At 36.4% G+C, this 25,069-nt stretch carries 19 protein-coding genes; 4 read left to right on the top strand and 15 right to left on the bottom strand.

Features of this window, described 5'->3' with window-relative positions; translation table 11 throughout:
* The first annotated feature begins 15 nt into the window (after positions 1 to 15).
* Positions 16 to 447 carry a hypothetical protein gene (locus BMX21_RS12155; protein ID WP_092044753.1) on the top strand — a complete coding sequence of 144 codons (432 nt, stop codon included), beginning with the start codon at positions 16 to 18 and terminating at the stop codon, positions 445 to 447.
* Between the two features lie 43 nt (positions 448 to 490).
* Here BMX21_RS12155 and BMX21_RS12150 read toward each other — a convergent pair whose 3' ends face one another.
* The 12 genes from BMX21_RS12150 to BMX21_RS12095 form a co-directional block, all read right to left on the bottom strand.
* Positions 491 to 2,242 carry a hypothetical protein gene (locus BMX21_RS12150; RefSeq protein ID WP_092044751.1) on the bottom strand — a complete coding sequence of 584 codons (1,752 nt, stop codon included), beginning with the start codon at positions 2,240 to 2,242 and terminating at the stop codon, positions 491 to 493.
* Positions 2,239 to 3,159, bottom strand: coding sequence for an AAA family ATPase (locus tag BMX21_RS12145; RefSeq protein WP_022757601.1), 921 nt, complete (start codon positions 3,157 to 3,159; stop codon positions 2,239 to 2,241). Before BMX21_RS12145 ends, BMX21_RS12150 begins: the two co-directional genes overlap by 4 nt.
* Before the next feature lie 98 nt (positions 3,160 to 3,257).
* Positions 3,258 to 4,265: a hypothetical protein gene (locus tag BMX21_RS12140; RefSeq protein ID WP_092044748.1), complete on the bottom strand. Its 1,008-nt coding sequence runs from the start codon at positions 4,263 to 4,265 to the stop codon at positions 3,258 to 3,260.
* Positions 4,266 to 4,333: 68 nt separating this feature from the next.
* Positions 4,334 to 5,836 (bottom strand): carbon starvation CstA family protein, encoded by a 1,503-nt coding sequence (locus BMX21_RS12135; RefSeq protein ID WP_092044745.1) that lies wholly within the window; start codon positions 5,834 to 5,836, stop codon positions 4,334 to 4,336.
* Positions 5,833 to 5,979, bottom strand: coding sequence for a hypothetical protein (locus tag BMX21_RS19395; RefSeq protein ID WP_177174031.1), 147 nt, complete (start codon positions 5,977 to 5,979; stop codon positions 5,833 to 5,835). Before BMX21_RS19395 ends, BMX21_RS12135 begins: the two co-directional genes overlap by 4 nt.
* Positions 5,980 to 6,034: 55 nt before the next feature.
* On the bottom strand, positions 6,035 to 7,294 hold the full coding sequence (locus tag BMX21_RS12130; protein WP_027203874.1) for a 6-phosphofructokinase: 1,260 nt from the start codon (positions 7,292 to 7,294) through the stop codon (positions 6,035 to 6,037).
* Between the two features lie 360 nt (positions 7,295 to 7,654).
* A complete protein-coding gene (locus BMX21_RS12125; protein WP_092044742.1) occupies positions 7,655 to 8,113 on the bottom strand; it encodes a hypothetical protein in 459 nt (152 codons plus the stop codon).
* Between the two features lie 27 nt (positions 8,114 to 8,140).
* On the bottom strand, positions 8,141 to 8,590 hold the full coding sequence (locus BMX21_RS12120; protein WP_022754877.1) for a hypothetical protein: 450 nt from the start codon (positions 8,588 to 8,590) through the stop codon (positions 8,141 to 8,143).
* A 126-nt stretch (positions 8,591 to 8,716) separates the two neighbouring features.
* Positions 8,717 to 11,287, bottom strand: a complete 2,571-nt coding sequence (locus tag BMX21_RS12115) for a heavy metal translocating P-type ATPase (RefSeq protein WP_092044739.1) — start codon at positions 11,285 to 11,287, stop codon at positions 8,717 to 8,719.
* A 187-nt stretch (positions 11,288 to 11,474) separates the two neighbouring features.
* Positions 11,475 to 11,756 (bottom strand): metal-sensing transcriptional repressor, encoded by a 282-nt coding sequence (locus BMX21_RS12110; protein ID WP_034453947.1) that lies wholly within the window; start codon positions 11,754 to 11,756, stop codon positions 11,475 to 11,477.
* Positions 11,757 to 12,111: 355 nt separating this feature from the next.
* Entirely contained in the window at positions 12,112 to 12,813 is a 702-nt protein-coding gene (locus tag BMX21_RS12100) for a hypothetical protein (RefSeq protein WP_092044734.1), read from the bottom strand.
* Between the two features lie 245 nt (positions 12,814 to 13,058).
* A complete protein-coding gene (locus tag BMX21_RS12095; protein WP_092044730.1) occupies positions 13,059 to 14,819 on the bottom strand; it encodes a phospho-sugar mutase in 1,761 nt (586 codons plus the stop codon).
* Between the two features lie 181 nt (positions 14,820 to 15,000).
* Here BMX21_RS12095 and BMX21_RS12090 point away from each other — a divergent pair, with 181 nt between their 5' ends.
* Entirely contained in the window at positions 15,001 to 16,161 is a 1,161-nt protein-coding gene (locus tag BMX21_RS12090; RefSeq protein ID WP_177174030.1) for a DUF3810 domain-containing protein, read from the top strand.
* Positions 16,162 to 16,213: 52 nt separating this feature from the next.
* Here BMX21_RS12090 and BMX21_RS12085 read toward each other — a convergent pair whose 3' ends face one another.
* Positions 16,214 to 16,885, bottom strand: a complete 672-nt coding sequence (locus tag BMX21_RS12085; protein ID WP_092044725.1) for a hypothetical protein — start codon at positions 16,883 to 16,885, stop codon at positions 16,214 to 16,216.
* Positions 16,886 to 18,618: 1,733 nt separating this feature from the next.
* On the opposite strand from BMX21_RS12085, the gene BMX21_RS12075 reads away from it, so the two are divergent.
* Together BMX21_RS12075 and BMX21_RS12070 are read left to right on the top strand one after the other, a co-directional pair.
* Positions 18,619 to 19,485, top strand: a complete 867-nt coding sequence (locus BMX21_RS12075; protein ID WP_022756088.1) for a ParA family protein — start codon at positions 18,619 to 18,621, stop codon at positions 19,483 to 19,485.
* A complete protein-coding gene (locus BMX21_RS12070; protein WP_092044719.1) occupies positions 19,485 to 20,498 on the top strand; it encodes a ParB/RepB/Spo0J family partition protein in 1,014 nt (337 codons plus the stop codon). The genes BMX21_RS12075 and BMX21_RS12070 overlap by 1 nt, the downstream gene beginning before the upstream one ends.
* 364 nt (positions 20,499 to 20,862) lie before the next feature.
* Here the strand turns inward: BMX21_RS12070 and BMX21_RS12065 are convergent, their stop codons facing one another.
* Together BMX21_RS12065 and BMX21_RS12060 are read right to left on the bottom strand one after the other, a co-directional pair.
* Positions 20,863 to 22,098: a replication initiation protein gene (locus BMX21_RS12065; RefSeq protein WP_022756086.1), complete on the bottom strand. Its 1,236-nt coding sequence runs from the start codon at positions 22,096 to 22,098 to the stop codon at positions 20,863 to 20,865.
* Positions 22,099 to 23,314: 1,216 nt separating this feature from the next.
* Complete coding sequence (locus BMX21_RS12060) at positions 23,315 to 25,012, bottom strand: sensor domain-containing diguanylate cyclase (protein ID WP_092044716.1); 1,698 nt, start codon at positions 25,010 to 25,012, stop codon at positions 23,315 to 23,317.
* Between the last annotated feature and the right edge of the window lie 57 nt (positions 25,013 to 25,069).

The following is a 25,069-nucleotide window of genomic DNA, read 5'->3' as shown; positions in this document are numbered from 1 at the left end:
AGGGAGGGAATTTCTATGGGACATGTTCATACTAAATATAGCAACAAGTCAAAGAGCTTTTCTTTTAACAGTTTTTCTCACTTTATAAATACCCTATTTGAACGCAAAAAGTATATTTACAGAAAAAGAGATAAAAATACCTACCGGAAAATAAAATCCATATTAAAAGCTGAAGGATTTAGGCAGGTATCATCAGGCCATTATCTTCAGGAAGAAATAATTCCCGGAGGATGTGCTTCCCAGCTTGATCCTAGAAATTTCGGGCCTAATGGCAGGATTGACAGAGACATTTATTATATAAAAGTCCCTGTTTCTTCTTATGATAACGCATGTAATGTTATATTACGTCACGGCATCAAAGCTGAAGTGCTCTCTGAAAAAGAGCTTATGACTTCTGCCCCTGATAAGGCAAGAACTAAGCTTTCCGAGCTTAATAATGAGCTTTGACTTCCCGCTTTGTGAATTCTAATCTGTCAAAGTGGGAAGTATATCATAGACTCTTTCTTTGAAGCAGCCTTCTTAGAAGATCTCCTACAGCATCAGGGAGCTGCCGCATATTTATTATTCTTTCGTAGTCATCTCCATAGATAATACTTACATTATCAAGGTGCAGGCTTGCGCCAAAAAATACTGCGCCTATATTTATTCCATGCTTTTTTAAACTCTGCACCGCTTTCCTTGCATCATCTACTGCCGCAAGTCCCTCGTATTCCTTAACCCTTAATCCCGCACCTGCATTTTTGATAGGCATAGAATCATTAGGACTTGCGTCTGTAAGTACGAAGAGAAACCTTTCTGTTTCTTGCTCTTCTTCATCCATGTATAAATGATCCAGCATTTTAAAACACAGTCCGTCGCGGTTCCAACCTGCTGCGACATAATTAAAGGCTCCATGACTATGCATATCTTTATAGTTTTTTAGATTCTCAAGAACAGTATATCCGCATATTGATCTGAAAGCTTTAATGCTCACAGGAATATGCGCCTTTACAAAGCTCTCAGCGATCATATATGCTTCACATGCTATGCTCTCCTGAAAGTTCATTCTGGACTGGGATGCATCCAATAATATATCAACTGTAATTTTATAATCCTTCTCATCGCCTTCATTTAAGAAGACTCTTGTATCTTTCATCAGCGAAAGTCTATAGGCCTTACTGCTTTCAAGTATTCCGCTTTTGGACTCCTGCGGAAGGCATCTAAGATAAGATTCAAATATTGTATTTATCTGCGCAGAAAGGTTCCTTATGCTTTCCTGTATCTGATAAGTCCTACTGTTATAAAAGGCTATATTTTTATTTATCTGATCATTAAACGTTTCAATACTCTTAAAAGCCTTGGCATCTTTTATAGTCTTATTTTTATTGATACCATTCGTTATCCATACATGGCAGTTTTCATCACTATTCGTGCATATATCCTTTTCTAATACCTTCATTTCTTCGTCAGTATATATGCAGCTTCCAAAACAGCTTTCTATATAATCTCTATTTTTTTGTAACGTTTCTATATTGTTTATAAAATGGTCTTCATGAGATAGTGTCACAGAGCCTTCTTTATTTCCGCTTCCGCTACCACTTCTAACAAATAAGGTCTCTGTTTCTTTATTCTTTTTATATAGTATACTTTGAAGTCTTCTTGCTATAGACAAATTCACATTATTTTTTCTTTCTTTGGTGACTTTGTCTGTATCAAATCTAAAATATTCTTTTAATATACTTCTAAGTGCTTGTATAAGGCCTTCTGTATCAAGATCTTTATTTAATAGAAGTGCTTTTGAAAGTTTCTTTTCTCTATCTGATAGTAAGACGACTTTTTTGCCAAGTACGTATGCCCATCTGGCTTCTTCCTGATTATATACAGGAATACTCTGCATCTCCATTTGCTGCCTTGAGTAATTCTGCACTGTCTCGTAGAATTCTTTAGCTCTCTTTATTCTAAGTGCAGATAATACCGGCCTACTTACTTTTTCCTTTTCAAATATACAATTTTCTATTGCAAGCCACATGTAGGAATCAAATTCCTGAGCTTTTTTCAAATAACTATAGTTATCAAAAAAAGCTTCTATTTGGCTAATGTCAAACCACTTCACTGTTAACCCTATGATCATATTGAAATACTGATCAGGCTTACCATTAGAATAAAAGGCCAAAAAGGGCGGTTCAAAATCGTACCGCCCGGCTGCATTCCATACTATATTCAGAGCTCTTTTTGAATTGCCCTCGTAATGTTTTTTTATCATGCGAATATGACCTTCCTGTCAAGATCAGCAGGTATCCTTGCATCAACAACGTCCTGAACAAGCTTTCTTTCATAAGAGTCAAAAGTCTTGTTGACTATACACATACTTATGGCAGGACCTGATTTTATCCCTTTTCTCATAAGTGAGATTGCATCCAGAAGTCCTCTAAGATCAAGTGCCCTTTCTGTTATCTGCGCACTTTCAGCTTTTTTCTCAATCTCTTTGTAGAGGTATGTAAATTGGTCACATATATCTTTTCTTATGTCAGGAAATTCTCTCATGATAAGTCGTTTTAAGTCATCATCACTTATTACCGGCATATCTATGACCGCAAATCTCGAACACAGTGCTTCATTTAGGTCTCTTGTCCCGGCATAGCCGTAGTTCATGGTAGCTATAAATCTTGTTGCATCATCAAGACTTGTCCTCTCATATCCGGGAACATCCAAGACCCGCCTAAAATCAAGTACGCTATGAAGTACTGCAAGAGCTTCATTTCTTGCCATATTGATCTCATCAAGTACTCCGAAACCTCCATTTAAAGCACATTTTAGTATCGGCCCTTGTCTGAAGACAACCTTTTCTCCGTCATATGTGTCTGTTCCAATAAGCCATGATGCATCAACATTTATATGAAAAGATACATCCCATATCGGCCTTTCAAATACAGCCGCAAGGTTCTGTGCAAGGACGTTTTTGCCGGTCGCTTTAGGTCCGGCAAGAAGGATGTTCTCACCTGCAAGTATGCTGCATAGTGCCTTTTCCCAGGTATCCTTGCCATAATATAAATATTTAGGATCAGGAATCCTCGACTTATATACATCTTTTGATCTATGAGTCTCATTAAAAAGCTCAATATCTTTGATGATCTCTTGTGATATTCCTTCTTCTTTCAAAAAATCAGTCCATTTTGTCATATTCAAACTATGCCTCATGATGCAATAATTCAAGTTCTCTATATTTTGCTATCCATTGATATCTATTGTTATCATTAAGCCGGTTATATATCCTGCATTTATTTATATTCACTTACAAGGAACATTGGCTTAACCTGGGTTACTTCATCATATTCTTCCTGTGATACGGTTACGGAGGCGTTTAATGCCTTAAGATCTTTCTTGACTCCCTCCAAAGCTTCATTGATGCTTGTTGCCTTGCCCTGCTTTATAAGTCTTATCATTCTGTCTATTACGACTGGATGAGCATACCTTGCAGGAACCGGAAAATCAGGACTTTTTGCTATATAATTTCTAAGCTCTATTACCGCATTTTCCCACTCCTCTTCGATTCTTTCTCTTTTATTGGAACCTATTGGAAGTAGATTACCTGTCAATGAAAAAAGGAAAAATGCAAAGCCAAACAAGAGCATATACTTACCATAAGTTGCTCCCTTAAGTACAAAAAAAATTCCAAGCAATACTGTAAGTATAGATATTATAAAAATGCTAATACCTAAAAATCTCGAAGACTTTGGAACCATCTGCTGTACTCTCATCTTACCTGCTGCGCGAGACAGCCTTTGAGTCATGACAGGTTTTTGTTCAAGATACTCTTTCGCATTCTCAAGCTTTTGTATCGCTTTTTTGCTTTCATTTGAAAGATTCTTGACATAGTTTTTTTCTAGCATGGCTTTAGCTTCTTTAAGCTTTTTTTCTGCAGTTTTGCTATATACAGGAATCTGTGGATGCTCCTGTTTTATATAAGCAAGCGCCCTGTCTACATCTTCTTCATGCTTAAACAGGCACTGCTTTTCTTTTCCGTTTTTCATTAGTACAACAAGATATGATAAGGATGCAAAGGCTCCTTTACCCGAAAAGCCTCCCTTACTCATGGCTACTCTTTTAAATACTCTGTCAACCTCATCCCATGGAAGGTACCACATCCTGTCAATATAAAAACTGTTAAGATATATGGCTTTTTGGCCAAAACCTGCCGGACCTATTTTTTTACAGCTTTTCTTGTCGTTTTTTAATTCTTCTTTATCAATACTGTAGCTGTTATCAAGAGCAAATGCCAAAACCATATATATCCCCTCCCCTATCAGGTTTGGGCTGGCCTAAAAAGACCAGCCCAATAATAGACTTATTTTATTTATGCTGTTCTACGTCCATTTTTTTGTGTGCTATTGTTACCTCTTTTCGAAGCTGCACGAAGAAAAAGTCCAAGGAACAGTGCTGCTATGATTATGCCTGCAGGATATGCAACACTTGTATTATTCTTAAGTGCAGGAATAAGTCCCAGACACTCAGGAGCCATAACAAAATATGTTGCAGAAACTGCGCTCATGAAAGTCGCCGGAGCTGCTGCTATCCAGTAGTTCTTATGTTCTTTGACAAGGTACATTGCTGCTGACCAGAGAACTATCATAGCCAATGTCTGGTTGGTCCAGCTGAAATATCTCCAGATAACCTGATAGCTAAGGAATCCTAATGTATTTCCAAATCCAAGAAATGCTCCTACACCTAGTATAGGTACTGTAAGTATCAGTCTGTTCTTAAATGATCCCTGATCAAAATTCATCCAGTCCGCAAGTGCATATCTTGCTGAACGGAATGCTGTATCTCCTGATGTGATAGGACATATAACTACACCTATCATTGCAAGGATAACACCCACATTGCCCATCGTCTTAACACTTACATCGTAGATAGCAACTGACTGTCCACCCTGAAGGATCTCTGCAAGTCCTGTTGACAGTCCACCGGTTGCTTCATAAACTGCACAACCTGCAGCTGCCCATACCAATGCGATGCAGCCTTCTGCAACCATGGCACCGTAGAATACGAAATGTCCCTGTCTCTCACTCTTAAGACATCTTGCCATAAGAGGAGACTGTGTCGAATGAAAACCTGAAATCGCTCCGCAGGCAACTGTTATGAACATAAAGCTCCAAACAGGAGTTGCTGACGGATGCATGTTAGAAAAATGACCAAAGATCTCCGGAATATGATATCCATGTACAGGGATACCGATTATAACGCCAACTGCCATTGCAATCAGACATATTCCGAATATTGGATAGATTCGTCCTATGATTTTATCAATTGAAATAAAAGTTGCGATAAAGTAATATACAAGAATTATTCCAAGCCAGACTGTAGTCTGAGCAAATACTCCTGATACACCTTTTTCAGTAAGCAGCTTTACAAGAAGTCCGGCAGGACCTACTGCAAAAACAGTTCCAACCATTACAAGAAGTACTACAGAGAACACTCTTAAAATTGTCTTCATAACCGGTCCAAGATATGTTCCGGTTACTTCTGCGATAGAATCTCCATTGTTGCGTTCTGAAAGCATTCCTGAAAAATAATCATGAACTGCTCCTGCAAAAATCGTACCAAATGTGATCCACAGAAAAACAATTGGTCCCCACAATGCGCCCTGTAACGCGCCAAAAATGGGACCTAGTCCGGCAATGTTGAGAAGCTGAACTAAAAAAAGCTTCCACTGAGGCATTACAACATAGTCAACGCCGTCATTAATCGCAACTGCCGGCGTCTCGCGGTCATCCGGGCCGAAGATATTGTCAACAAATTTACCATAAGTGAAATATCCTGCGATCATTATTACCAGACATAGCAAAAAGCTTATCATGTTTCCTCCGTTTCTGCTGCATCTATGGCTTTTACGAAATATCCTTTACCATCCTCACCTCCCTGCGGATATATTATTAATATACTTTTCCTAGGACTATTTTGCCTTGCCATAAGAACAGCCCCCTTTTTATCAACCGGCACAATGCCCTGCTTAATGTAAGCAGGGCATAACCGGAATAGTTCTATAATGAGGCAATCAGAGCAAATCCTGGAATCCCTTTCTATATAGATGACGAGGAATACCGTCAACCATAATAGGGCTAACATCACCTTGAATAAGCGGCCTTACATATGTGATAAATTCATTGGTTACATATGTTCCGTCTTTTGTTATCCAGTTTCGTGGAACAAGCCTTTCATCATTAGCAATCTTGTGAACGTCCTTGACCTCAGTTCCTGCCTGATAAGGATCATCAGAAAGTCTCTTGATGACAACCATCTTGCCTGTGTCGCCCTCATCAGCAGCCTTCATAGCTGCGCCGCCTACTTCATAAGCTTCAAGGATATCAACACGAGATGCACAGTGGCTTGCCGCACGCTGAAGAGTTGACAGCTCAATAGCACGTGTCTTACAACCAATCTCTGCTGAAAGAACGCTGCACAGATATCTTGCAGTACCTGTAAGCTGCTTATGACCAAATGCATCTACATATTCCGGATCATTGTCCATCTCACAGATGTACTTGCCATCAGCAGTATGTATACCTTCAGAAACAGCAACTACAACAGAAGCTTTTTTCTTAAGAAGCTCTTTACACTTATCAATAAATGCCTGAATATCAAATGGAAGTTCAGGAAGATAGATAGCATCAGGTCCATCACAATCTTCACTCTTAGAAAGTGCCGCTGCACCTGTAAGCCAGCCCGCATTACGGCCCATGATCTCTACGACCATAACCTGACCATGTGCAGTTTCAAGGCTCCATCCATCACGGATGATCTCTTTGACAGAAGTTCCGATATATTTGGCTGCAGAACCGTATCCTGGTGTATGGTCTGTAAGAGCCAGATCGTTATCAATGGTCTTAGGGCATCCAACGAAGCGAATGTCAGATCCAAATACGATCGCATAATCGGAAAGCTTTTTGATAGTATCCATTGAGTCGTTGCCGCCAATATATATGAAGCAATCGATCTCAAGCTTTTCGAGGATATCAAAAATCTTCTCATAGACTTCTTTATTCTCATTGATTCCGGGGAGTTTGTATCTGCAGGAACCAAGGTATGCAGAAGGTGTTCTCTTTAAGAGTTCCGCATCAAGTCCTGACTGAATGTGCTCTGACAGATCTACGTATCTGCCCTCAAGGAGCCCCTGTACGCCATGAAGCATACCATAGACTTTGTTGTAGCCCCTGTCCTTGGCCGTCCTGTAGACACCCGCAAGAGATGAATTAATTGCAGCGGTGGGTCCTCCTGACTGACCAACAATAACATTACGCTTTTTGTTGTTTGCCATTTCTTCCTCCATCCTGCCTGGCTGCAGCTGTCAAATATCCTGATTGGATTGGGAAAAAATACAATAGATCCCCGTAAGACGTATACCTCCCAAAACTGAAACTGCACCAGCACCCTTTTTATAGTATAAAACTATTATACTATAAATCGATAATTGTGAAACAGTATTTTACGCTTTCTTTCTACAAAATATCGTTATTTTGTTTTTAGCCTCATGTCACGAGCGGGGCAATTGACATGATGTTAAAATTGGCGGAGCTCGCGGCACCAATTGGGATTTGAAAGTGGAACACTTTCAAATATGAACATTTGTATATACCAAAAATAAAGGCTATCCGATCTGCGGATAGCCTCCAAATACTTATTTTCCAAATATGCTCATAACCTGTGACATAGAATTGGCAGAATCCTTCAGGTCTCCTATTGCTTCATTAAGGCCTTCATAATCAATCTCAGACAGAGCTGTTATAGATTCGTTTAATGTCTTGGAATTCTCTTCCACAAGCTGGTTCATATTGCTTGCAGCTTCCGAAGCACTTTCTGTCATCTGGTCTATTCCATCAAGCGTTGTCTCTGCTCTTTGAATAGTATCTGTCACACTATCAATTGCACCATTCGCCTTATCGACTGTTGTATTGACCTGCTCCATAAGATTGAATGCTTTGGGAACCAGGATGAGAACAACGATTATAACTGTGACCACAAAAACCATAATAAGTGCTGCAGTTATCTTAGCTATCTTAACCTGCTTTTTTTGAAGATCACATATAGCACTCAAGATCTCAGTTTCAGACAAAGTAGTTTCTTTTTCATTCTCCATAACCCTTCTCCCTCCGTTTTGAAAAATTTACATTGTCTCACCCAGCTTAACATAAGTAAAGCCCGTCTTTTTACAGAAATCCTGCAAGGCAGTGCCAAATACTTTCATATAAGCATCTTCTTTGAACTGAACCTCTCCTGAAAGGAAGATGATCACACTTCCGCTCTTAATATCCCATTCAATATCTGTTTTGGGTTCAAGAGCAAAAAGTTCTTTAAAAGAAATACCATAGTTTTGCCTGCAATAATCCTCTCTGTTTTGAAGATCCTTGCATTCATCTATTATAGCCGATTTTATGTTGTTAAGAGTATCACATTCATTGAGCAATATGAATTCTACAACGTTAAGAGCTGTAATCTCATATCCTCCCAGCCTCATATCTTTGATGATAGCATCAAAATCAGCCTCTGTAGTTGCAAATGGATCTATCTTGGAATCGCCATAACCAAATACCGCATCATATAACTCTTTGTTCATGTCAACCTCCGTTTTATAACCCAGAACAAAAAACATATTAAATCAGCATGCATTTTGTATATCGGCATATACCATTTGAAAATTCAGAGAGATATTTTAAAATAACTTGCTATTTTTTTACCTTTATCAGCCTATTGAAATAACTTTGTAATCCTTATCTTCTACTGCCTTTTTAAGTACTTCATCAGCTACGTCGCTTGTAAGTTCTACAACTGCTGTTCCCTTTTTGTGAGAAACATTTGCAATCTCAACGCCTTCGATAGCCTCAAGTGTCTTTTTTACTGTTGCTTCGCAGTGTTCACACATCATTCCTTCGATATTCATAGTTTTTGTCATAATTTCTTTCTCCTTTTTTGTTTTTAAAATATTACCATTATCATCCAGTTGCACTTTATTTCTAAGTGCTTTATCCCCGGATGGATCATGTATTTTAAGAAGATTAAGTCTAAGAGCATTCATGCATACCGTAAAACTTGATATGCTCATAGCAGCTGCTCCAAACATAGGACTCATGCTAAGCCCCCATCTTGAATATGCTCCGGCTGCAAGAGGGATCAGCAGTATATTATAGATAAATGCCCAGAACAGATTCTCGTGTATATCTGTAAGTGTGTGTCTTGAAAGTCTGATAGAAGCTGCAACGTCTCTAAGTCCTGACTTCATAAGAACAACGTCGGCTGCATCAATTGCTACATCTGTGCCTGCTCCTATCGCTATTCCTATATCTGCTCTTGTTAATGCCGGAGCATCATTTATTCCATCTCCAACCATTGCAACTTTTCCTTTGGTCATAAGCTCTTTGATCACAGCTTCTTTACCATCAGGAAGTACTTCGGAGATGACTTCGCTTACTCCTGCCTGCTTTCCGATTACTCTAGCTACCTTGTCATTGTCTCCTGTTACCATGACAACATGGATTCCCATATTTTTGAGTTCTTCTACCGCCTTATAAGAATCCACTTTTATCACATCACTTACGCCGATGATTCCAAGAGCCTTTTCTTTATGGGCAAAAAATATAGGTGTCTTACCTTTTTCGGAAAGCATTTCTGCTTTTTTATGTAAGCTTTCCGGTATATAAGCCTTCTCTTTAACAAATTTAAGATTGCCACTGTATATCAAGTCGTTATCTAAAATTGCTTTTAAGCCTTTGCCGGGGATCTCGACAAAATCTGTTACTTCAGATTTTTGGATCTTATCCTCTCCATATTCACATATAGCTCTGGCAAGAGGATGATCACTCAGACTTTCTATAGAACATGCTGCCCTAAGAAGTTCATCTTCTGTAACATCATCTGCCATTATCATATCTGTGACTTTGGGCTTTCCTTCTGTTATAGTTCCTGTCTTATCAAGCGCTACGATCTGAACTCGTCCAGTACTTTCTAATGCTGCGGATGTCTTGAATAATATTCCGTTCTTTGCTCCAACACCATTACCAACCATGATAGCTACAGGCGTTGCAAGACCAAGAGCACAAGGACAGCTAACTACAAGAACTGCTATCGCTCTTGTAACAGCAGTTGCAATCGGGGCTCCAAGAAGAAGCCATATCATAAATACTATAGCTGACACAATCAAAACAGCTGGTACGAATATACCTGAGACTTTATCTGCAATTCTTGCTATCGGCGCTTTCTGCGAAGCTGCATCCGAAACCATCTGAATGATCTGACCAAGTGTAGTTTCTTGTCCAACACGGGTAGCTCTACATGTGATAAAACCTGACTGATTTATAGTAGCAGCTGATACTGTATCTCCTTCAAACTTATCAACCGGTATTGATTCACCTGTAAGCGCTGCTTCATTGACTGATCCGGTTCCTGATACAATAACACCATCTACCGGAATCGATTCTCCGGGCCGCACCACAAAGGTATCCCCGATTGTAACTTCATCAATATCGATTGTTATCTCTTTTCCGTCTCTAATTACGTTAGCTTTCTTTGGCGCAAGTCTTATCAGACTTTTAAGTGCATCTGTCGTTCGACCTTTGGATATGGCTTCAAGAAGCTTACCGACTGTTATCAGAGATAGTATCATCGCTGCTGACTCAAAATACAGCTCGTTCATCATGATATCCAAAGAGTCCATCATAGCATCCATATCATCAGCCATCTCCATCATGACGTTGCTCATTCTGATAAGTGTCACAAAGCTATATGCAAAAGATATCCCAGAGCCCATAGCAACAAGCGTGTCCATATTTGGCGCCCTATGAATCAGCGATTTAAAACCGCTTATAAAAAATTTCTGATTGACTACCATTATTGCGCCAGACAATAACATCTCTATTATGCCTATTGTTACCATGTTATCAGCTATAAACTTTGGCGCAGGCCACTCCCACATTGATACGCCCATGCTGAAATACATCAGTATCAAAAGAAGTATAACTGATACGATAAGTCTTTTTTTGAGTAAAGGAGTCTCTCTATCAATAAGGGCTTCCTCCTTTTGGCTTATGCTATTAGTTTTAGAATTTGCGTCTGATGCCTCATTCATAGGTTTTGCACCATATCCGGCATCTTCTACAGCTTTTATTATCGCATGGCTGTCTGCAGTTCCTGTTATGCTCATAGAATTAGTAAGCAACGATACGTTACAAGACTCTACACCTTCAACACTATTTACAGCTTTCTCTACATGAGCCTGGCATGCAGCACATGTCATACCTGTGACAATGTATTTATCCATCTTTCTCTTCTTTTCTTTAATCTTTTTATCTTTCTTTGTCAGTTTTTCTTAGACTATGTCTTTTTTTAGTCTATGTCTTTTACTTTCTTAGCTTATGTCTTTTACTTTCTTAGCTTATATCTTTTTCTTTCTTAACTTATGTCTTTTTCTTTCTTAACTTATGTCTTTTTTCTTTGTTCATGTCTGATCAGATCATCTTTTGTAACAGATCTATAAGCTCCACAAGCTTCTCATCTGAGCCTTTCATGACATCGTCCTTAACACAAGTCTTGACATGATTGGCCAAAAGAACTTTGGAAAAAGAATTCAGAGAGCTTCTTGCAGCCTGCACCTGCGTTAGAACATCCACGCAATATGCATCATTTTCTATCATGCCTCTGATTCCTCGTATCTGTCCTTCTATTCGGCTGAGCCTGTTTATCAGGTCTTTGTATTCTTTCTGCGCTCTTTCTTTGGACTTGCCTGACATACAGCAGCTCTTAACAGAAGCGGCTTCTGTTTCGATGATCTTCTCCTGTTCGTCAGATAAACCTTCACAATGAGGGCATCTCTTACCTTCCATATCTTCACCTTCTTAATAATCTTACTCGGCTTCCCTTTGTGGGAGATTTCTTTGTATCAAAGCATACCCCTATGGGGTATATACTATGCCAAAATAATATACCCCATAGGGGTATATGTCAAGCTGCTTTTGTCTATGCTTTGTATTTGGCTTTTTCTTTGCTTTGATCTTTACTTTGATCTTTGCTTTGATCTTTACTTTGATCTTTGCTTTGATTTTTACTTCGATCTTTACTTCGGGCTTTATCTTATCTAATCGGATATTATTTTTTCTTCCTGCTTTTTAAAATATTATCCAGATAATCCGTTTTATTAACTACTGAGTTTCTTTTGTTATTAATTTTTACCCCATCATCTGCTATATGCTTTGCTGATCCAATGCTTGATATCATTTCATAAAAATCATCATCGCTATAATCTTCATAGTTTCTGACATTATCATATATGTCACTATCAAAACTTTCGTCAGCTGTTTTATTTATAGTAATTGCTTCTTTTTTATTAAAAGCATCATTTGCTTTTTCTTTTCCTGATTCTTCATATACTTTTGGTATAGTCCTTAGATAATCATCATATTCTTCTGTGTAGATATATTTTCCAAGCTTTAACAGATGATAATATCTAAGCAGCATTAGCCGTATGTAATCAGGGCATCTGTTTCTTCCGCTTTTCCATGCTTCAATAGACTTTTCTGGTATGCAGAAGGAGTCCCTTAACTTGCTGTTGGTCGTTCCTGCTTCTTTCATTATTTCATCAAATCGCATATTGTATGCATTATATATGTTTTCAAGTACCACATATACTTCTTTCATACTTAAACCGCTTTTTTTCTCAAGATATGAAGGATTAAAGTACTTGCTATCATATGCCATGTTACATAATTCTCTGTAGGATCCTGCTTTTGATGCCGCATCCCATATAGCAGCAAAAGATCTGTTTGATAATATCTTTTTTCTATGTTTCACGGATTGTCACCTCGAACATGTTAATTTATTTTTGCCCTATTGTACAGGGGATATTTATATTACTTTTCTTTATTATAGCAACATTTTATCTATTTTAAAATATTATTATTTTAGCATTGAGATTCAAAATGTTTCACGAAAAATAAAAGCTCTATGCCATCAATCTGGCATAGAGCTTTTTATACATATTTGAATATTTACATCATTATGATATATGTCTTTTGATCAAAATAACTACTTTGTTATTATTCTACTGCATTAATGATATCCATTACTGCCTTGCTTATCTCTTTATTAGCCTCAAGCGCTTTTTCTCTGCTTGTCTGCTTTGTATAGAAGTAGAATTTGATCTTCGGTTCTGTTCCTGAAGGTCTTATAGAGAACCAGGTATCTGAATCCTTAAGTTCCGGATCATTTTCTTTAAGGAAGTATCTAAGAGCATTGGTTCCGGGAATCTTATTCTCAGGATGTCTTATATCTTCTGAACCATCCTTATAATCTATGATTTTGACCACTTCTCTGCCGGCAATTTCTTTTGGCGGATTGCTACGGATGTAGTCCATCATACGTCCGATTCTCTCAGCTCCTTCAATTCCTTCAAGAACCATATTGGGTTCATACTCATCATAGAAACCATACTTCTCATACAAAGAAGTAAGTACCTGCCACAAGGTCTTTCCCTGCTTTCTGTAATAAGCTGCAGCTTCTGCAACAAGCATTCCGGCACTGATACCATCCTTATCCCTGATATCAATACATGCAGCATAACCAACAGATTCCTCATATCCAAACAGATACTGGTACTTATTCTCTTCAAGGAAAGGTATCCTTCCGCAGATATTCTTGAATCCTGTGAGTGATTCAAACATCTCAACGCCATATGACTCTGCCATCTTGGTTGTCATTGTTGATGTAACTATAGACTTAACCATAGCGCCGTTATTAGGAAGTGTTCCTGCATCCTTATGTCCTTCAAGAATATAATTTACAAGAAGATATCCTGTCTGGTTACCGTTAAGTGGAATATACTCGCCACTGTCAGTTAATATCTCGATAGCAAATCTGTCGGAGTCAGGGTCAGTAGCCATAAGAAGCTCTGCACCGATTTTTTTACCAAGTTCTTCTGACATTTTGAATGCTGCAGGGGCTTCAGGATTAGGGTATCCAACTGTTGTAAAGTTAGGATCAGGATCCTTCTGCTCCTGTACTATCTGCCAATTTGTAAATCCTCTGTCTTTAAGCATCTGTGTAAATGGTATACTTCCTGCTCCGTTTAAAGGAGTATATACAAGAGGTATGGACAGATCCAACTCATCACCACTATGAATTGACAGAGCTTCAATTTTATCAAGATATTCTCTATCATATTCAGGTCCCAGAACTGTAATGATGCCGCTCTTAACTGCTTCATCAAAATCACCTTTTTGAACACCATCAAAATAGTCAACCTTGAGGATACATTCTGTCATTCCATCAGCTATCTCCTGGCCTACCTGACATCCATCTTCCCAATATGCCTTGTATCCGTTGTACTCTCTAGGATTGTGAGAAGCTGTTATGTTGATTCCAGAGATAGTTCCAAGTCTTCTAACCAGATAAGCAAGCTCCGGTGTAGGGCGAAGATCAGGGAATACATATGTCTTGATTCCATTAGCAGCAAGAATAGCTGCTGTATATTTTGAAAACTCTTTGGAAAAATGACGTGGATCATGTGCGATTACAACACCTCTGTCCATAGCATCTTTGCCAAATCCCTTAATATAATCAGCAATACCCTGAGTTGCTCTACCAACTGTGTAGAAATTCATTCTATTAGTTCCTACACCAATCTTTCCTCTAAGTCCTGCTGTTCCAAATGACAATTCTTTATAAAAGCGATCTTCTATATCAGCATCAGCTGCCTTATCTGTCTCACTCTTTTTTGCAAGCTCATCAAGTTCTGCAAAGAGTGGATCATTCTTTGGCAGTTTGTCCAACCATTCAGCGCATTTTTCTTTATAATTCATGTTTTATCTCCTTTCACATGATATTCATCTTATCTATTATCGCACATCATATGGTCATTTGTCACTTTGGTCCCCTAAAATGATAGCTTTAAGAGCAAAAGACGTATTTGAATAATTGTAACTTACATTATTATAAGTCTATAATTGATATGTATTTATTTTGTTTTGGAGGTTAATGTTTGTGGGTAAAAAAAGATTATCTAATTCTGTTTTGATTCAGCTTGGTATTATTATATTCTCAACATTATTTATTATAGCATGTCTATTATCAACTTCTTTTGCTGACTGGTATACCAATAACATATTTCCTGTCTGGATCAATACATATGGATTTTTTACAAGTCTTTTTCCATTCTCTTTTGGTGAGAAGCTCATCTATTTAGGCCTTGTTCTTGTCCTGATATTGTTAGTAGTCCTTATTTATCTGCTAATATCATTTCTTCTTTTTAGACTTAAGAATATAAAAAGAAGCAGCTCTCATGAAAATAATAAGTTGAAGAAATATAAAGCTCCTGTTTTTATCAAAAGATATCTAAGAATATTCTCGTGGATCTTAACTATAGTATATCTGATCATGAATCTTAATTGCTTTTGTTTGTACCAATGTACCCAGATCCCATGCAGTAGCAGTTATACACTTGAAGAACTGACTGCACTTAGAGATCACATTGTTAATAAGCTCAACGAATACTCTTTGATATTTGAAAGAGATGATCTTGGCAATATCATCTATGATGGTGACATGAAGTATGAAGCACGAGTGTCTATGCAGAATCTATCGGATCTTTATCCTAGAATGAGTGGATTTCAGGTTACTCCTAAGACTCTGGATAGTTCTGTATTTATGAGCCAGCAATACATGCAAGGTTACTATTTTCCTTTTTCAATGGAAGCCAATATCAATGGGCTTATGTCTATAGGCAATAAGCCATTTACAATGTGTCACGAACTTGCTCATACTCGTGGATATATTTTTGAAGATGAAGCCAATCTTATAGGCTTTCTGGCATGCATCAATTCTGATGACGTTTTCTTTCAATACAGCGGTTATCTTAGTATGCTCAATTATGTTAATAACACTTTCTATAGATCTGTTGATATAGACACTTATAACTCGCATGTCAAAGTCAGTGATCTTGTATGGTATGATGATCAGTTTCTTACTAAAGAAGCATGGGAATATGTTAATTCACATTCTATATTGCCTACCGAAACTGTAAAAAAAGCTGCAGATACTTTTGTTGATACAACACTTAAAGTTAACGGCGTCAAAGAAGGAATGCTAAGCTATAATCATGTTGTTGACTTATTACTCACCCATTACGATTATACCAATGATTAAACTTATGACTTTGTATATTTTTTTATAAATGTAATATTGCCGGAGAGATGACTTAACTTATCATCTCTCCTTCTTTTGCAAGAAAATCTGCAAAAAGTCTTCTGGTGTTTTGAATTGTCTCCTGGCATAAGCCCGGAAGTTCACTGCCCCACTCTTTGGTAACTGCATCGATTGCTCTATCCATTCTTGCTCTCAATTTTTTTATTCTTTCAGGGTCTTTCTGCGACATTGTTTTTGCAAAATCAAAAAGTCTTTCTGAAGTGTGTTTAGAGCCCCAATAACCATCTTCCGAAACATCAGCTCGTGCCTTATTCTTGGATTCATTGCCTACAGCCAGATCCCCACTTGAAAGAAGCTTCCAGACACTTGCTGCATTATTTCTCCTATAAGCTTCTAATTGCCCATTAAATGAATCTTTAGAAATTTGTTCATACTGTTCTTCTATTTTCAGAAGAAGTTCTTTTTGTTTATAATCGCTTGCAGGATCGTCTTGAACTATATTCGGTTGTGAGTATGTTACTTTTCGTGGAATGTAAATTGAGCCTTCGTATATTGCTGCAGGGCCTATATAATTACCATCACTTCTATCATTAGTTAACCCGCGATCAGCTTCAGTAGTAGTTGTTGTATTCCCGTTTAATACATTACCATCTCTTTTATTTCTGTCCTGGCGTGATGACAGACTTTGATACAAATCATATCCCCTATCTGTATATGAAGTCATATAAAGACCTCCCTCTTTTTGATAAGCATGTCCTCAATTGTTTATAGCATCACTCGCCATATAAAGGCATTTAAGATTATAGATATTCAATTATGTCAAAGTGGAAAATATAGAACTTTTTATAATAATAGCATAATTTGCAAAAAGTGTCTTGATACAATTATCAGTTCAAGCTTCGCACTTGCTAAATGCAGGGGCCACCGTGGCCCTTATATCAATTTTTTTATTATTTACTTTACTGACTTCGCACTTGCCAAACATACGCCATCCTCTGAAGCAGAGCCGATACAGACCATTTATAATACATTTTCGTATCTTGAAGGTGTTATAAATTCAAGGACATAGAAATACATCCATGTATTTCTATACATGTCTAGTTACATCCTGTAACCGGGCATGATTTCTGGATCTTTATATTCTAGGGTCCAAACTCGCTTCGCTCAGACAGGTGGACCCTAAGAAGAATATAAAGATTCAGATATCATGCTCCTGAATTTTATAACACCTTCAAAAGATACGAAAATGTATTATAAACGGTCCGTATCGGCTCTGCCTCAAAGGGTGGCGTATGTTTGGCAAGTTCAAAGTTTTAGTTACTTTACAATATAATTAAAACTTCCGACTTGTACGAGCTGACATCCATCACGTTGGAAGGTTCAGTATAAAATCATTTCATTTTGCATTGTATATTTTATATCTTATGTTTGATTGTTACTGATTGTATTAGTATTATGCACTTATGATATTAAATTTCAAAGTTACTGTGAATTCCTTAAAACGATTTTTTCTTTCATGTTTAATGAAATATGAAGGGCCACCGTGGCCCTTCTGTCTATCCTATTAAATCATCGAGTGTATTATATTTATTGGGCTTCTTATTTTGTATCTTATACTTGATTTTTACAGATTGTATTGTATCTTTATCATATTAATACTAAAAACTACTTTGAAATTAACTAAAACTGATGCTTCTATAATATTTTATAAAATGTGAAGGGTCACCGTGGTCCTTCTACCTATTCTTTTTTATTATTAACTCATATTTTTTGGCATCGTACTTTGGATCTTATATTTTATTACTACTAATCGTATTAGTATTATGTTTTTACGACAATAAAATTCAGATTCTTTTTTATTTCTCAAAAAATTTTCTATTATATTTTCACTGACTTCGTACATGAACAGGTTTTTATCTTCAAAGCTTTTACAGGAGCAGGCAGCATATAAATCTTTTTCATACTTTTAATCGTTTTATTATATTCATGAGCGTTATAGATAGGATTTTTCATTCTGCAAGAGATCTTTATGTCTATGCACAACAAAATTAAGTCCTCGGAACAAAAAGCTCCAGATATCATGCCATAAATTATATGGTTATCAACAATGTGTAGATGATTTATATACTGCCTGCCCTCTGCAAAGACTTTTGGGATTCCGCCTGTTGAAGTGGAAAGTTTGTGATATTTAATAAAACAGACACAAGGGCCACCGTGGCCCTTAAAATATCATCACTATATATATCACATCCAGTATTGCAAAAAGAATTACTGGAGCAAGTGGGAATTTTGAGTTTTTTTGCTTATATTCCTATCAAAATACCAAAACAAAACAAAAAACGCCAGCAAAAAATCATTATTTTCACAAAAAGTCTAACTAATTTTTATATTTATAGTTTTATCGCATTTTTTTATGCTATAATTTGAAAGAATAAATTTAATATATGGGAGAAGAAAATGCGAACAATATCTTTTTATTCTAATAAGGGTGGGGCTACAAGGACTACCAGTGTGTTCAATATTTCAGCGGTTCTCGCGAAAAATTATGGCGCAAAAGTATTAGTTATTGATACTGACCCCCAGGCTAACCTGACAATGAGATATATGTCATATAAAACTCTCGAAAATGGCGGAAGTTATGCCTGGATAGATGGAATCAGTACTATAGAAGATTGTTTCCTGGCACCACAGAGAATGAGAAAAGCTGTAGTCGAAGATGCCATTCAAAAATGTATGTTCCCAACAAAAAACGGCGAAGAGCCTTCATATCACAATATAGACATTATCTGTACAAGAAATAAGGATATGTCAGAGACTACATTATCTAACGTAGAGCAGACTATTAGTACAGGATCCATAAGTAAAGATGTACTTAGCAAAGTCCTTAATGAAGTTGGAGATTATGATTACGTTCTTATAGACATGGATTCATCAATTGGACCTCTTAATCAGATGTCTCTTGAATCAAGTGATTATGTTGTAACTCCTGTACACGTTGATCCTAATAGCAAGGATGGTATTCCATCATTTAGCACATTTTTCTCAGAGAGAAAGAGCGTAAATAATCACCTTGAGCATCTTGGCTTCTACAGCGTTCGTGTTAATGGTAATGACTCTTATGCAAAAGAACTTACAGCTGAGCTTGAAGGCCTTCTTGGAAGTAATCTTTTCGATACATATACCAAGGAAGCATCTCAAGCAAACTGGTCATTGGATAACGGAATCCCACTTTGCTGGTATGAGCCCGGATGCCAGATTGCCAAAAACTATGTAGCATTAACTAAAGAAATACTATACAGAATCGAACAGAAAGAGGAGAACTAATGCCTAGACAGTCAATGCACGTTAATAGCAATGTAATAGCAGCTAAATATCAGCAGAAAGATTCTCAGAGTCTGGATATAGCACTTGATAAGCTTGTTGAAAACAAAGAAAACGAAGAGTTATTCGGTGGAGTAGATGAAGAATCCATTCAGAACCTGGCCAATGGTATAAAAAAGGATGGTTTTCGCGGAGTTATAAATGTATGGGACAAACGTGACGGAACATATGAAATATATTCAGGCCACAGAAGAGTTCGCGCCCTTAAGAAGATTGGCTATAACAAGCTTGTACCTTGCGCAGTAAGTCCTTATCCTGAGAAGGAAACAGATAGGCAGCGACTTCTACTTGCTTTTAATATACATTCACGTGGAAGTATATATGCTGCTGCAAGTGGAAAAAGTATATATATCACAAGGCAGATTAATCTTTTAAAAAGTATACTTAAAAAAGAGGGATTTACCGGTAATGTTCTTAATGAGATCGCCAGTGAATTTGGAACATCCGTTACTACAGTTAAAAGGTATATGCGTCTAAACGACTGTACTGATGCTGTAATAAATGCTGAATCAGAAGGTCTTATTCCTCTTTCAATTGCATCCACTATGAGTACTTTGTCAGAATCTGTTCAGAACAAGACTATAGATATGATCAAAGAAGCTGTAGCAAACGGAAGAGAATTTTCCAGAAACGAGCTTACAGAATATATCAAAAATATAAAGAATGACAGTACTGATGAAAACCTTGAAAATATGCGCAATGAGCTTTTAGGTGAAATTGCCTTTGTTAATCTTTTTGGTGATCAGAATAATGAGCAGGAAGTAGAAGAGGATAGTATTGAAGTAAAGCCTGCTAAAAAGACTGCCTCTCCCAAAAACAAGATAGCAAAATCTTATTACGACAAATACGAAGCTTCCTTCACCAAGTTTGAGAAAAACATCTCAAAGATAACAGATGAAAATGAAAGACTTGCATTAAAAGAACATCTGACAAGAATTATTAAAATGTTAAAATAAAACATAAGAATATACAATAAAAAAGATCACTGGACAAAATGTTCTGTGATCTTTTTTTATTATTCAAATTTCGCACTTACTAAACTTTACGTAAGCATTTTAAATCTAAAATTCTAAAATGCTTACGTAAGTTTTGTATGTGAAAAGTTTCAGATAATAATATGCAAAGAAAAATGATTGAAGTAGTATCCATATTTATGCTGTCTTTTAGCATTTTATATACCAACGCTCTATATCGGCTCTATATGCCTGCATAACCGTCTGAACATGTTTATCGATAAAATAGTTATTAAGCTATTACAAAGCCTGTCTGAGAGGCAAATAGAGGGTGTGTATTTTCAAATAGTGTATTTACTTAATTTCGTTAATTTGCACGCAATTCATCTTCTAACAATTCATAATCATAAGTGTTTTGTTCAAAGTCAGAATACGTATTATTTTTCCTTTTAGGAGTAGCTGTATATCCATTTTTTATTGCAGATATCATCCATCCTACAAGGTTTTCAATCTCGGACTGTTTGCAGGCAAGTTCGTATGCATCTTTGATCTTGCTGATATCATTATCTGCAGCCTGAAGGATAGATTTAATCTCCTTAGTCTTAAGATTTTCAGAGATGATCATCCTAACTTTATCTATAAGATCATCGATATCAAGTTCTTCTGCTTCAACAATGTATGGATCACCCAAATCGTCCATAAAAACATCGGAAGATTCGGTTTTAATGCCAGCATTTGAGTTCTTATAGCTCTTAGAATCTGTGATTATAAAAGTGACACCTACAACTTTGCCGCCACGGCCTGCTTTGTCAGCTTCAAAATCTACGTGTAGATCAGTCTTTTCATTTATTTCTTCAGTAGCCTTTTCAAGAACACGTCTTCTAAAATCACTCCAGGATTTGAAAATCTGTTCCGGTGAACTGGCAACTGCTTTCTCATAATCAGGATTTTTTCCCTGAAGAACTCTTTTTACTTTATCAAGTTCGGCATTGACTACGCCCATTTCAAGTTTTAGCTCTGCAAGTCCGATTGATGTCTCGTATTTGAAAAGATTCTCCTGCCTGTATGTATTTTTTTTGCCAAGAGTAATAGCATCTCTATCCTGTTGCCACTTAATCTCCTGGAGCTCATCCTTCAAAAGTTCATAAAGACGAAGAGAGTATGAGGACTTAAAAGAAAGCATTGTTGAAAGCTTTAGAACAGTAAACTTATCTTTAATGTCAATAATATTATCTTTAAGTGCAGGGTTAAAAATAATCCTGAAAATACCATCTTTACTGGTAGCTCTGGTAACGACAGATATATAATCAAATGTACGATTCTTTTTATTGCTGGTACCAATAGTACGACCTGTCATAGATTTAGCAGCATCATCAAGCTTATCATAAAAGCTACCATAGCTTTTACTGATATTCATCTTACGCTTAAGATCAGAAACAGCGATCTCGTAAACAAGACCTTCACTTTCTTCATGAATATCATCAGCATTAGCAAGAGCGATAGACAGGATCTTATTTTCAAGAATAGAAGATTTGTATTTAGAAGTTATAAGGAAATTACTTTTCTTATAGTTATCACCTTTTTTTACGATACTGTTCGGCATAATACCCCCTCATAATCTTTCCGACACCCATTTTGTCAGAATAAAACCCTATATGTCAGACTTACCAACAATGATTATAACACCCATTTTGTCAGAATAACACCCCAAATGTCAGAAAAAAATTAGTTTAACCCCAAACGTCCACAACTTAAATCCATTATTGCTACAAGTAAAACCCAAATCAGCCATAAAAAGGCTGTAAATCTCATACCCTTTTTGTCCATGAATTAATCTCTATTCGTCCATATCTAAAACCCTAATAGTCAGATATAGCACCCGTTTTGTCCACTATAAAGCATAAGAAATCCAGTAATTACGCTGTTTAGAGCTGTTATTAATTAATAAAATAACTTGTTGTTATAAACAAAAAAATAAATAAACAACAACCTTGATGATGACCCAAATAGTCCAGAAGTTCTTTAAACCTAGTAATAATCAAGGTTCTAGCTTTTATTATTGGACACCCTAATTGTCCATTAAATAAATTCTTTATAGAACTTCTGACATTTCGGGGGTATGATATTACCCTTAATGTCAGAAGTTATCTATATAAAACATATTATAAAGGTTTAACAATACTTTATTATGTACAAAAAATGTAAAGTTTATAATTAAAGCATTAAGAGGTAGTATAGCTGCAATTATGCAGGATCAGTATTTTATAGATAACTATTATTTATATGTTCAAAACATCTTTAAAGCCTCTAAAAGTGGCTATTTTCGGATAGAAGACCATATTGATAAGGCACTATAAAGTAAATTATCTTAAAAGTTATGTGAAAGATATGGACAAAAAGGGTACACCCAAAAAGTCCATTAAATAAAACACCCTTTTTGTCCATAAGTTTGATGAAATAGTGATTTATACTGGATAAAAAAGGTTTATATGCACACCCTAAATGTCCAGAAGTAGATTAAAAGCAGGATAAATCTTTAGAAAATAAGGATCTATTTATATATTTTTATAAATGCAACACCCAAAAAGTCCATAATAAAGACACCCTTTTTGTCCATAAGTAAATATAGAATGCAGTATTTATGCGGGTTTGAAAATAGCTAAAAACAAGAACCCTAAATGTCCATAAGTTTATTTTATGGACATTTAGGGTATAGACCAAATGGGTCAAAAATATGATAACATAACTTTTTTAATGGACAAAAAGGGTAGAAATAAATAGGAACCTGAGTTATTGACCCGAAAAGTCGATAGTAATCATCAGTCTCTTTGCTTTTTAGTGGCTATCTTCATTTCATACATCCTATTATCAGCCAGTTTATATACGGAAGACTGGCTACTGTCTTTTAATTCTTTACTTCTTGCGATTCCATATGATGTATCTATTTCGAACGGGAAATCCTTGGATCTGGATTCTTCAAGGGATATAAGCCTTGTAATGCATAATGGAATATGCTCAAAATATGTATCATCTAAAAGAACCATGTATTCATCTCCGCCAAAGCGGTAAATATTTCCTATTTCACCAAATACTTCATTTAATATCTCACCAAATGTTACAAGGAGCTTATCTCCGAGATCATGGCCTAAAGTGTCATTAACCTTTTTTAATCCATTCATATCAAAAGATATTATAATGTAATCCTTATTGTTTTTTTCATAATCGAGGATATCATTGTCAGCCTTGGCTCTGTTACCAAGCCGTGTCAGAGCATCAGTATAGGCGAGCTTTTCAAAAGTTCTTTTTTCAAATTCAATAGACATGGTCTTATAGATCTGCAGATCGTAACCAATTATTAGTGTTATCAGGAAAAAGAATGTTCCATAAGGAATAAGAGAACCAACATCATAAGATAAATCTACAAATATATATTTCATAATGATATGTCTTATCATATCAAGTATGGAGGTAATGATTATGATAGAGCTGCCTATAGAAAATATCTTCTTGTTATTATCATTGGAACTATTGTTTGGTTTAAGCGCTAAGATTATGATGAAGGGTATTATGGGCATACATACAAAGTAAAAGATATAGAGGCTTCTTGACAGGTGCACTATATTGGTAAAATGAAGGATCGCAGCAACGATATTAAAAATTCCCATACTTATAACGCAATATAAATAATATAGTCTCAGAGGCTTATTCATAGAAGCATAAAAGGAAGTAATATACAAAAGGAAAGCAAAAGGCGCAAAGAATAAGGTCATATATTCGATAATACTGTTGACAGCAAAATCCGGCTGGAGAACCTGATTGGTCTTTGAAGAAGTTAGCGCCCACAAGCCGATGGAGACAGATAACAGACCAACAGAAATAAGAACATTCAATCTTCTTGCATAAATAGAAATGCTAATTCCTACTAAAATAAGAAGAAGACCGAATGTAAATAAAAAAACAGAGACGAAAAACCTGGCAATCTGTTGTTTGATAAAAAGGGAGTATACGTCATTGGTATCAATGATCTGGATATTATTGAGCCTTGTAAATGCTCCGTCTTCGGATGGTCGTATTACAATGAGGATATTCTCACCTGAGCAGTTTGTAGGCAGAGTTATAAAATGAAGACCGCTGCCAACCATCAAACCTTTGTTGTATAGTTCTGATCCGTAAGAATATACAAGCTTATTAGAAATATAAACATCAATAGTGCTAAGATCAAGTGGCATACTGATGGTGGAGAATTTTGGGATACCGGCTGGTATTGTATTTTTTAAGCTTATATTAGTCTTATAGGCGGAACACTCGAAGCTGTAATCGTTAAGGTCGGCAAGTTCAGGGACATTGTGGTCGACAGTAACAGTCCAGCCTTTGGTAAAAATCAGTGCATCTTTAGTGAAAAAACGTAAACTAAAATTATCTATAAACAGTCCAACAATAGTAATAAGGAGTGTTGTAAAGATAAAAAGGATATAAAGTTTGTGGCTAGAAAAAAAATCGGTCTGTTTACGGTTCATTATATTGCCTCATAAGGACGAATACTGTAATTAAGATCCAAGAATGAATAAAACTAA

It is taken from the genome of Butyrivibrio sp. TB (assembly GCF_900110805.1).
Taxonomy (GTDB): Bacteria; Bacillota; Clostridia; order Lachnospirales; family Lachnospiraceae; genus Butyrivibrio; species Butyrivibrio fibrisolvens_C.
Note: the sequence above shows the minus strand (reverse complement) of the source record. Positions and strands in the feature narration are given on the sequence as shown.

Excerpts from the sequence above, each read along its gene's own strand:
- BMX21_RS12140 (WP_092044748.1), bottom strand. The coding sequence starts at position 4,265 with ATGGTTTTGGCATTTGCTCTTGATAACAGCTACAGTATTGATAAAGAA.
- BMX21_RS12135 (WP_092044745.1), bottom strand. The coding sequence starts at position 5,836 with ATGATAAGCTTTTTGCTATGTCTGGTAATAATGATCGCAGGATATTTC.
- BMX21_RS12130 (WP_027203874.1), bottom strand. The coding sequence starts at position 7,294 with ATGGCAAACAACAAAAAGCGTAATGTTATTGTTGGTCAGTCAGGAGGA.
- BMX21_RS12115 (WP_092044739.1), bottom strand. The coding sequence starts at position 11,287 with ATGGATAAATACATTGTCACAGGTATGACATGTGCTGCATGCCAGGCT.
- BMX21_RS12060 (WP_092044716.1), bottom strand. The coding sequence starts at position 25,012 with ATGAACCGTAAACAGACCGATTTTTTTTCTAGCCACAAACTTTATATC.
- BMX21_RS12070 (WP_092044719.1), top strand. The coding sequence starts at position 19,485 with ATGCCTAGACAGTCAATGCACGTTAATAGCAATGTAATAGCAGCTAAA.
- BMX21_RS12110 (WP_034453947.1), bottom strand. The coding sequence starts at position 11,756 with ATGTCAGGCAAGTCCAAAGAAAGAGCGCAGAAAGAATACAAAGACCTG.
- BMX21_RS12075 (WP_022756088.1), top strand. The coding sequence starts at position 18,619 with ATGCGAACAATATCTTTTTATTCTAATAAGGGTGGGGCTACAAGGACT.
- BMX21_RS12155 (WP_092044753.1), top strand. The coding sequence starts at position 16 with ATGGGACATGTTCATACTAAATATAGCAACAAGTCAAAGAGCTTTTCT.
- BMX21_RS12145 (WP_022757601.1), bottom strand. The coding sequence starts at position 3,159 with ATGACAAAATGGACTGATTTTTTGAAAGAAGAAGGAATATCACAAGAG.
- BMX21_RS12085 (WP_092044725.1), bottom strand. The coding sequence starts at position 16,885 with ATGACTTCATATACAGATAGGGGATATGATTTGTATCAAAGTCTGTCA.
- BMX21_RS12095 (WP_092044730.1), bottom strand. The coding sequence starts at position 14,819 with ATGAATTATAAAGAAAAATGCGCTGAATGGTTGGACAAACTGCCAAAG.
- BMX21_RS12125 (WP_092044742.1), bottom strand. The coding sequence starts at position 8,113 with ATGGAGAATGAAAAAGAAACTACTTTGTCTGAAACTGAGATCTTGAGT.
- BMX21_RS12150 (WP_092044751.1), bottom strand. The coding sequence starts at position 2,242 with ATGATAAAAAAACATTACGAGGGCAATTCAAAAAGAGCTCTGAATATA.
- BMX21_RS12120 (WP_022754877.1), bottom strand. The coding sequence starts at position 8,590 with ATGAACAAAGAGTTATATGATGCGGTATTTGGTTATGGCGATTCCAAG.
- BMX21_RS12065 (WP_022756086.1), bottom strand. The coding sequence starts at position 22,098 with ATGCCGAACAGTATCGTAAAAAAAGGTGATAACTATAAGAAAAGTAAT.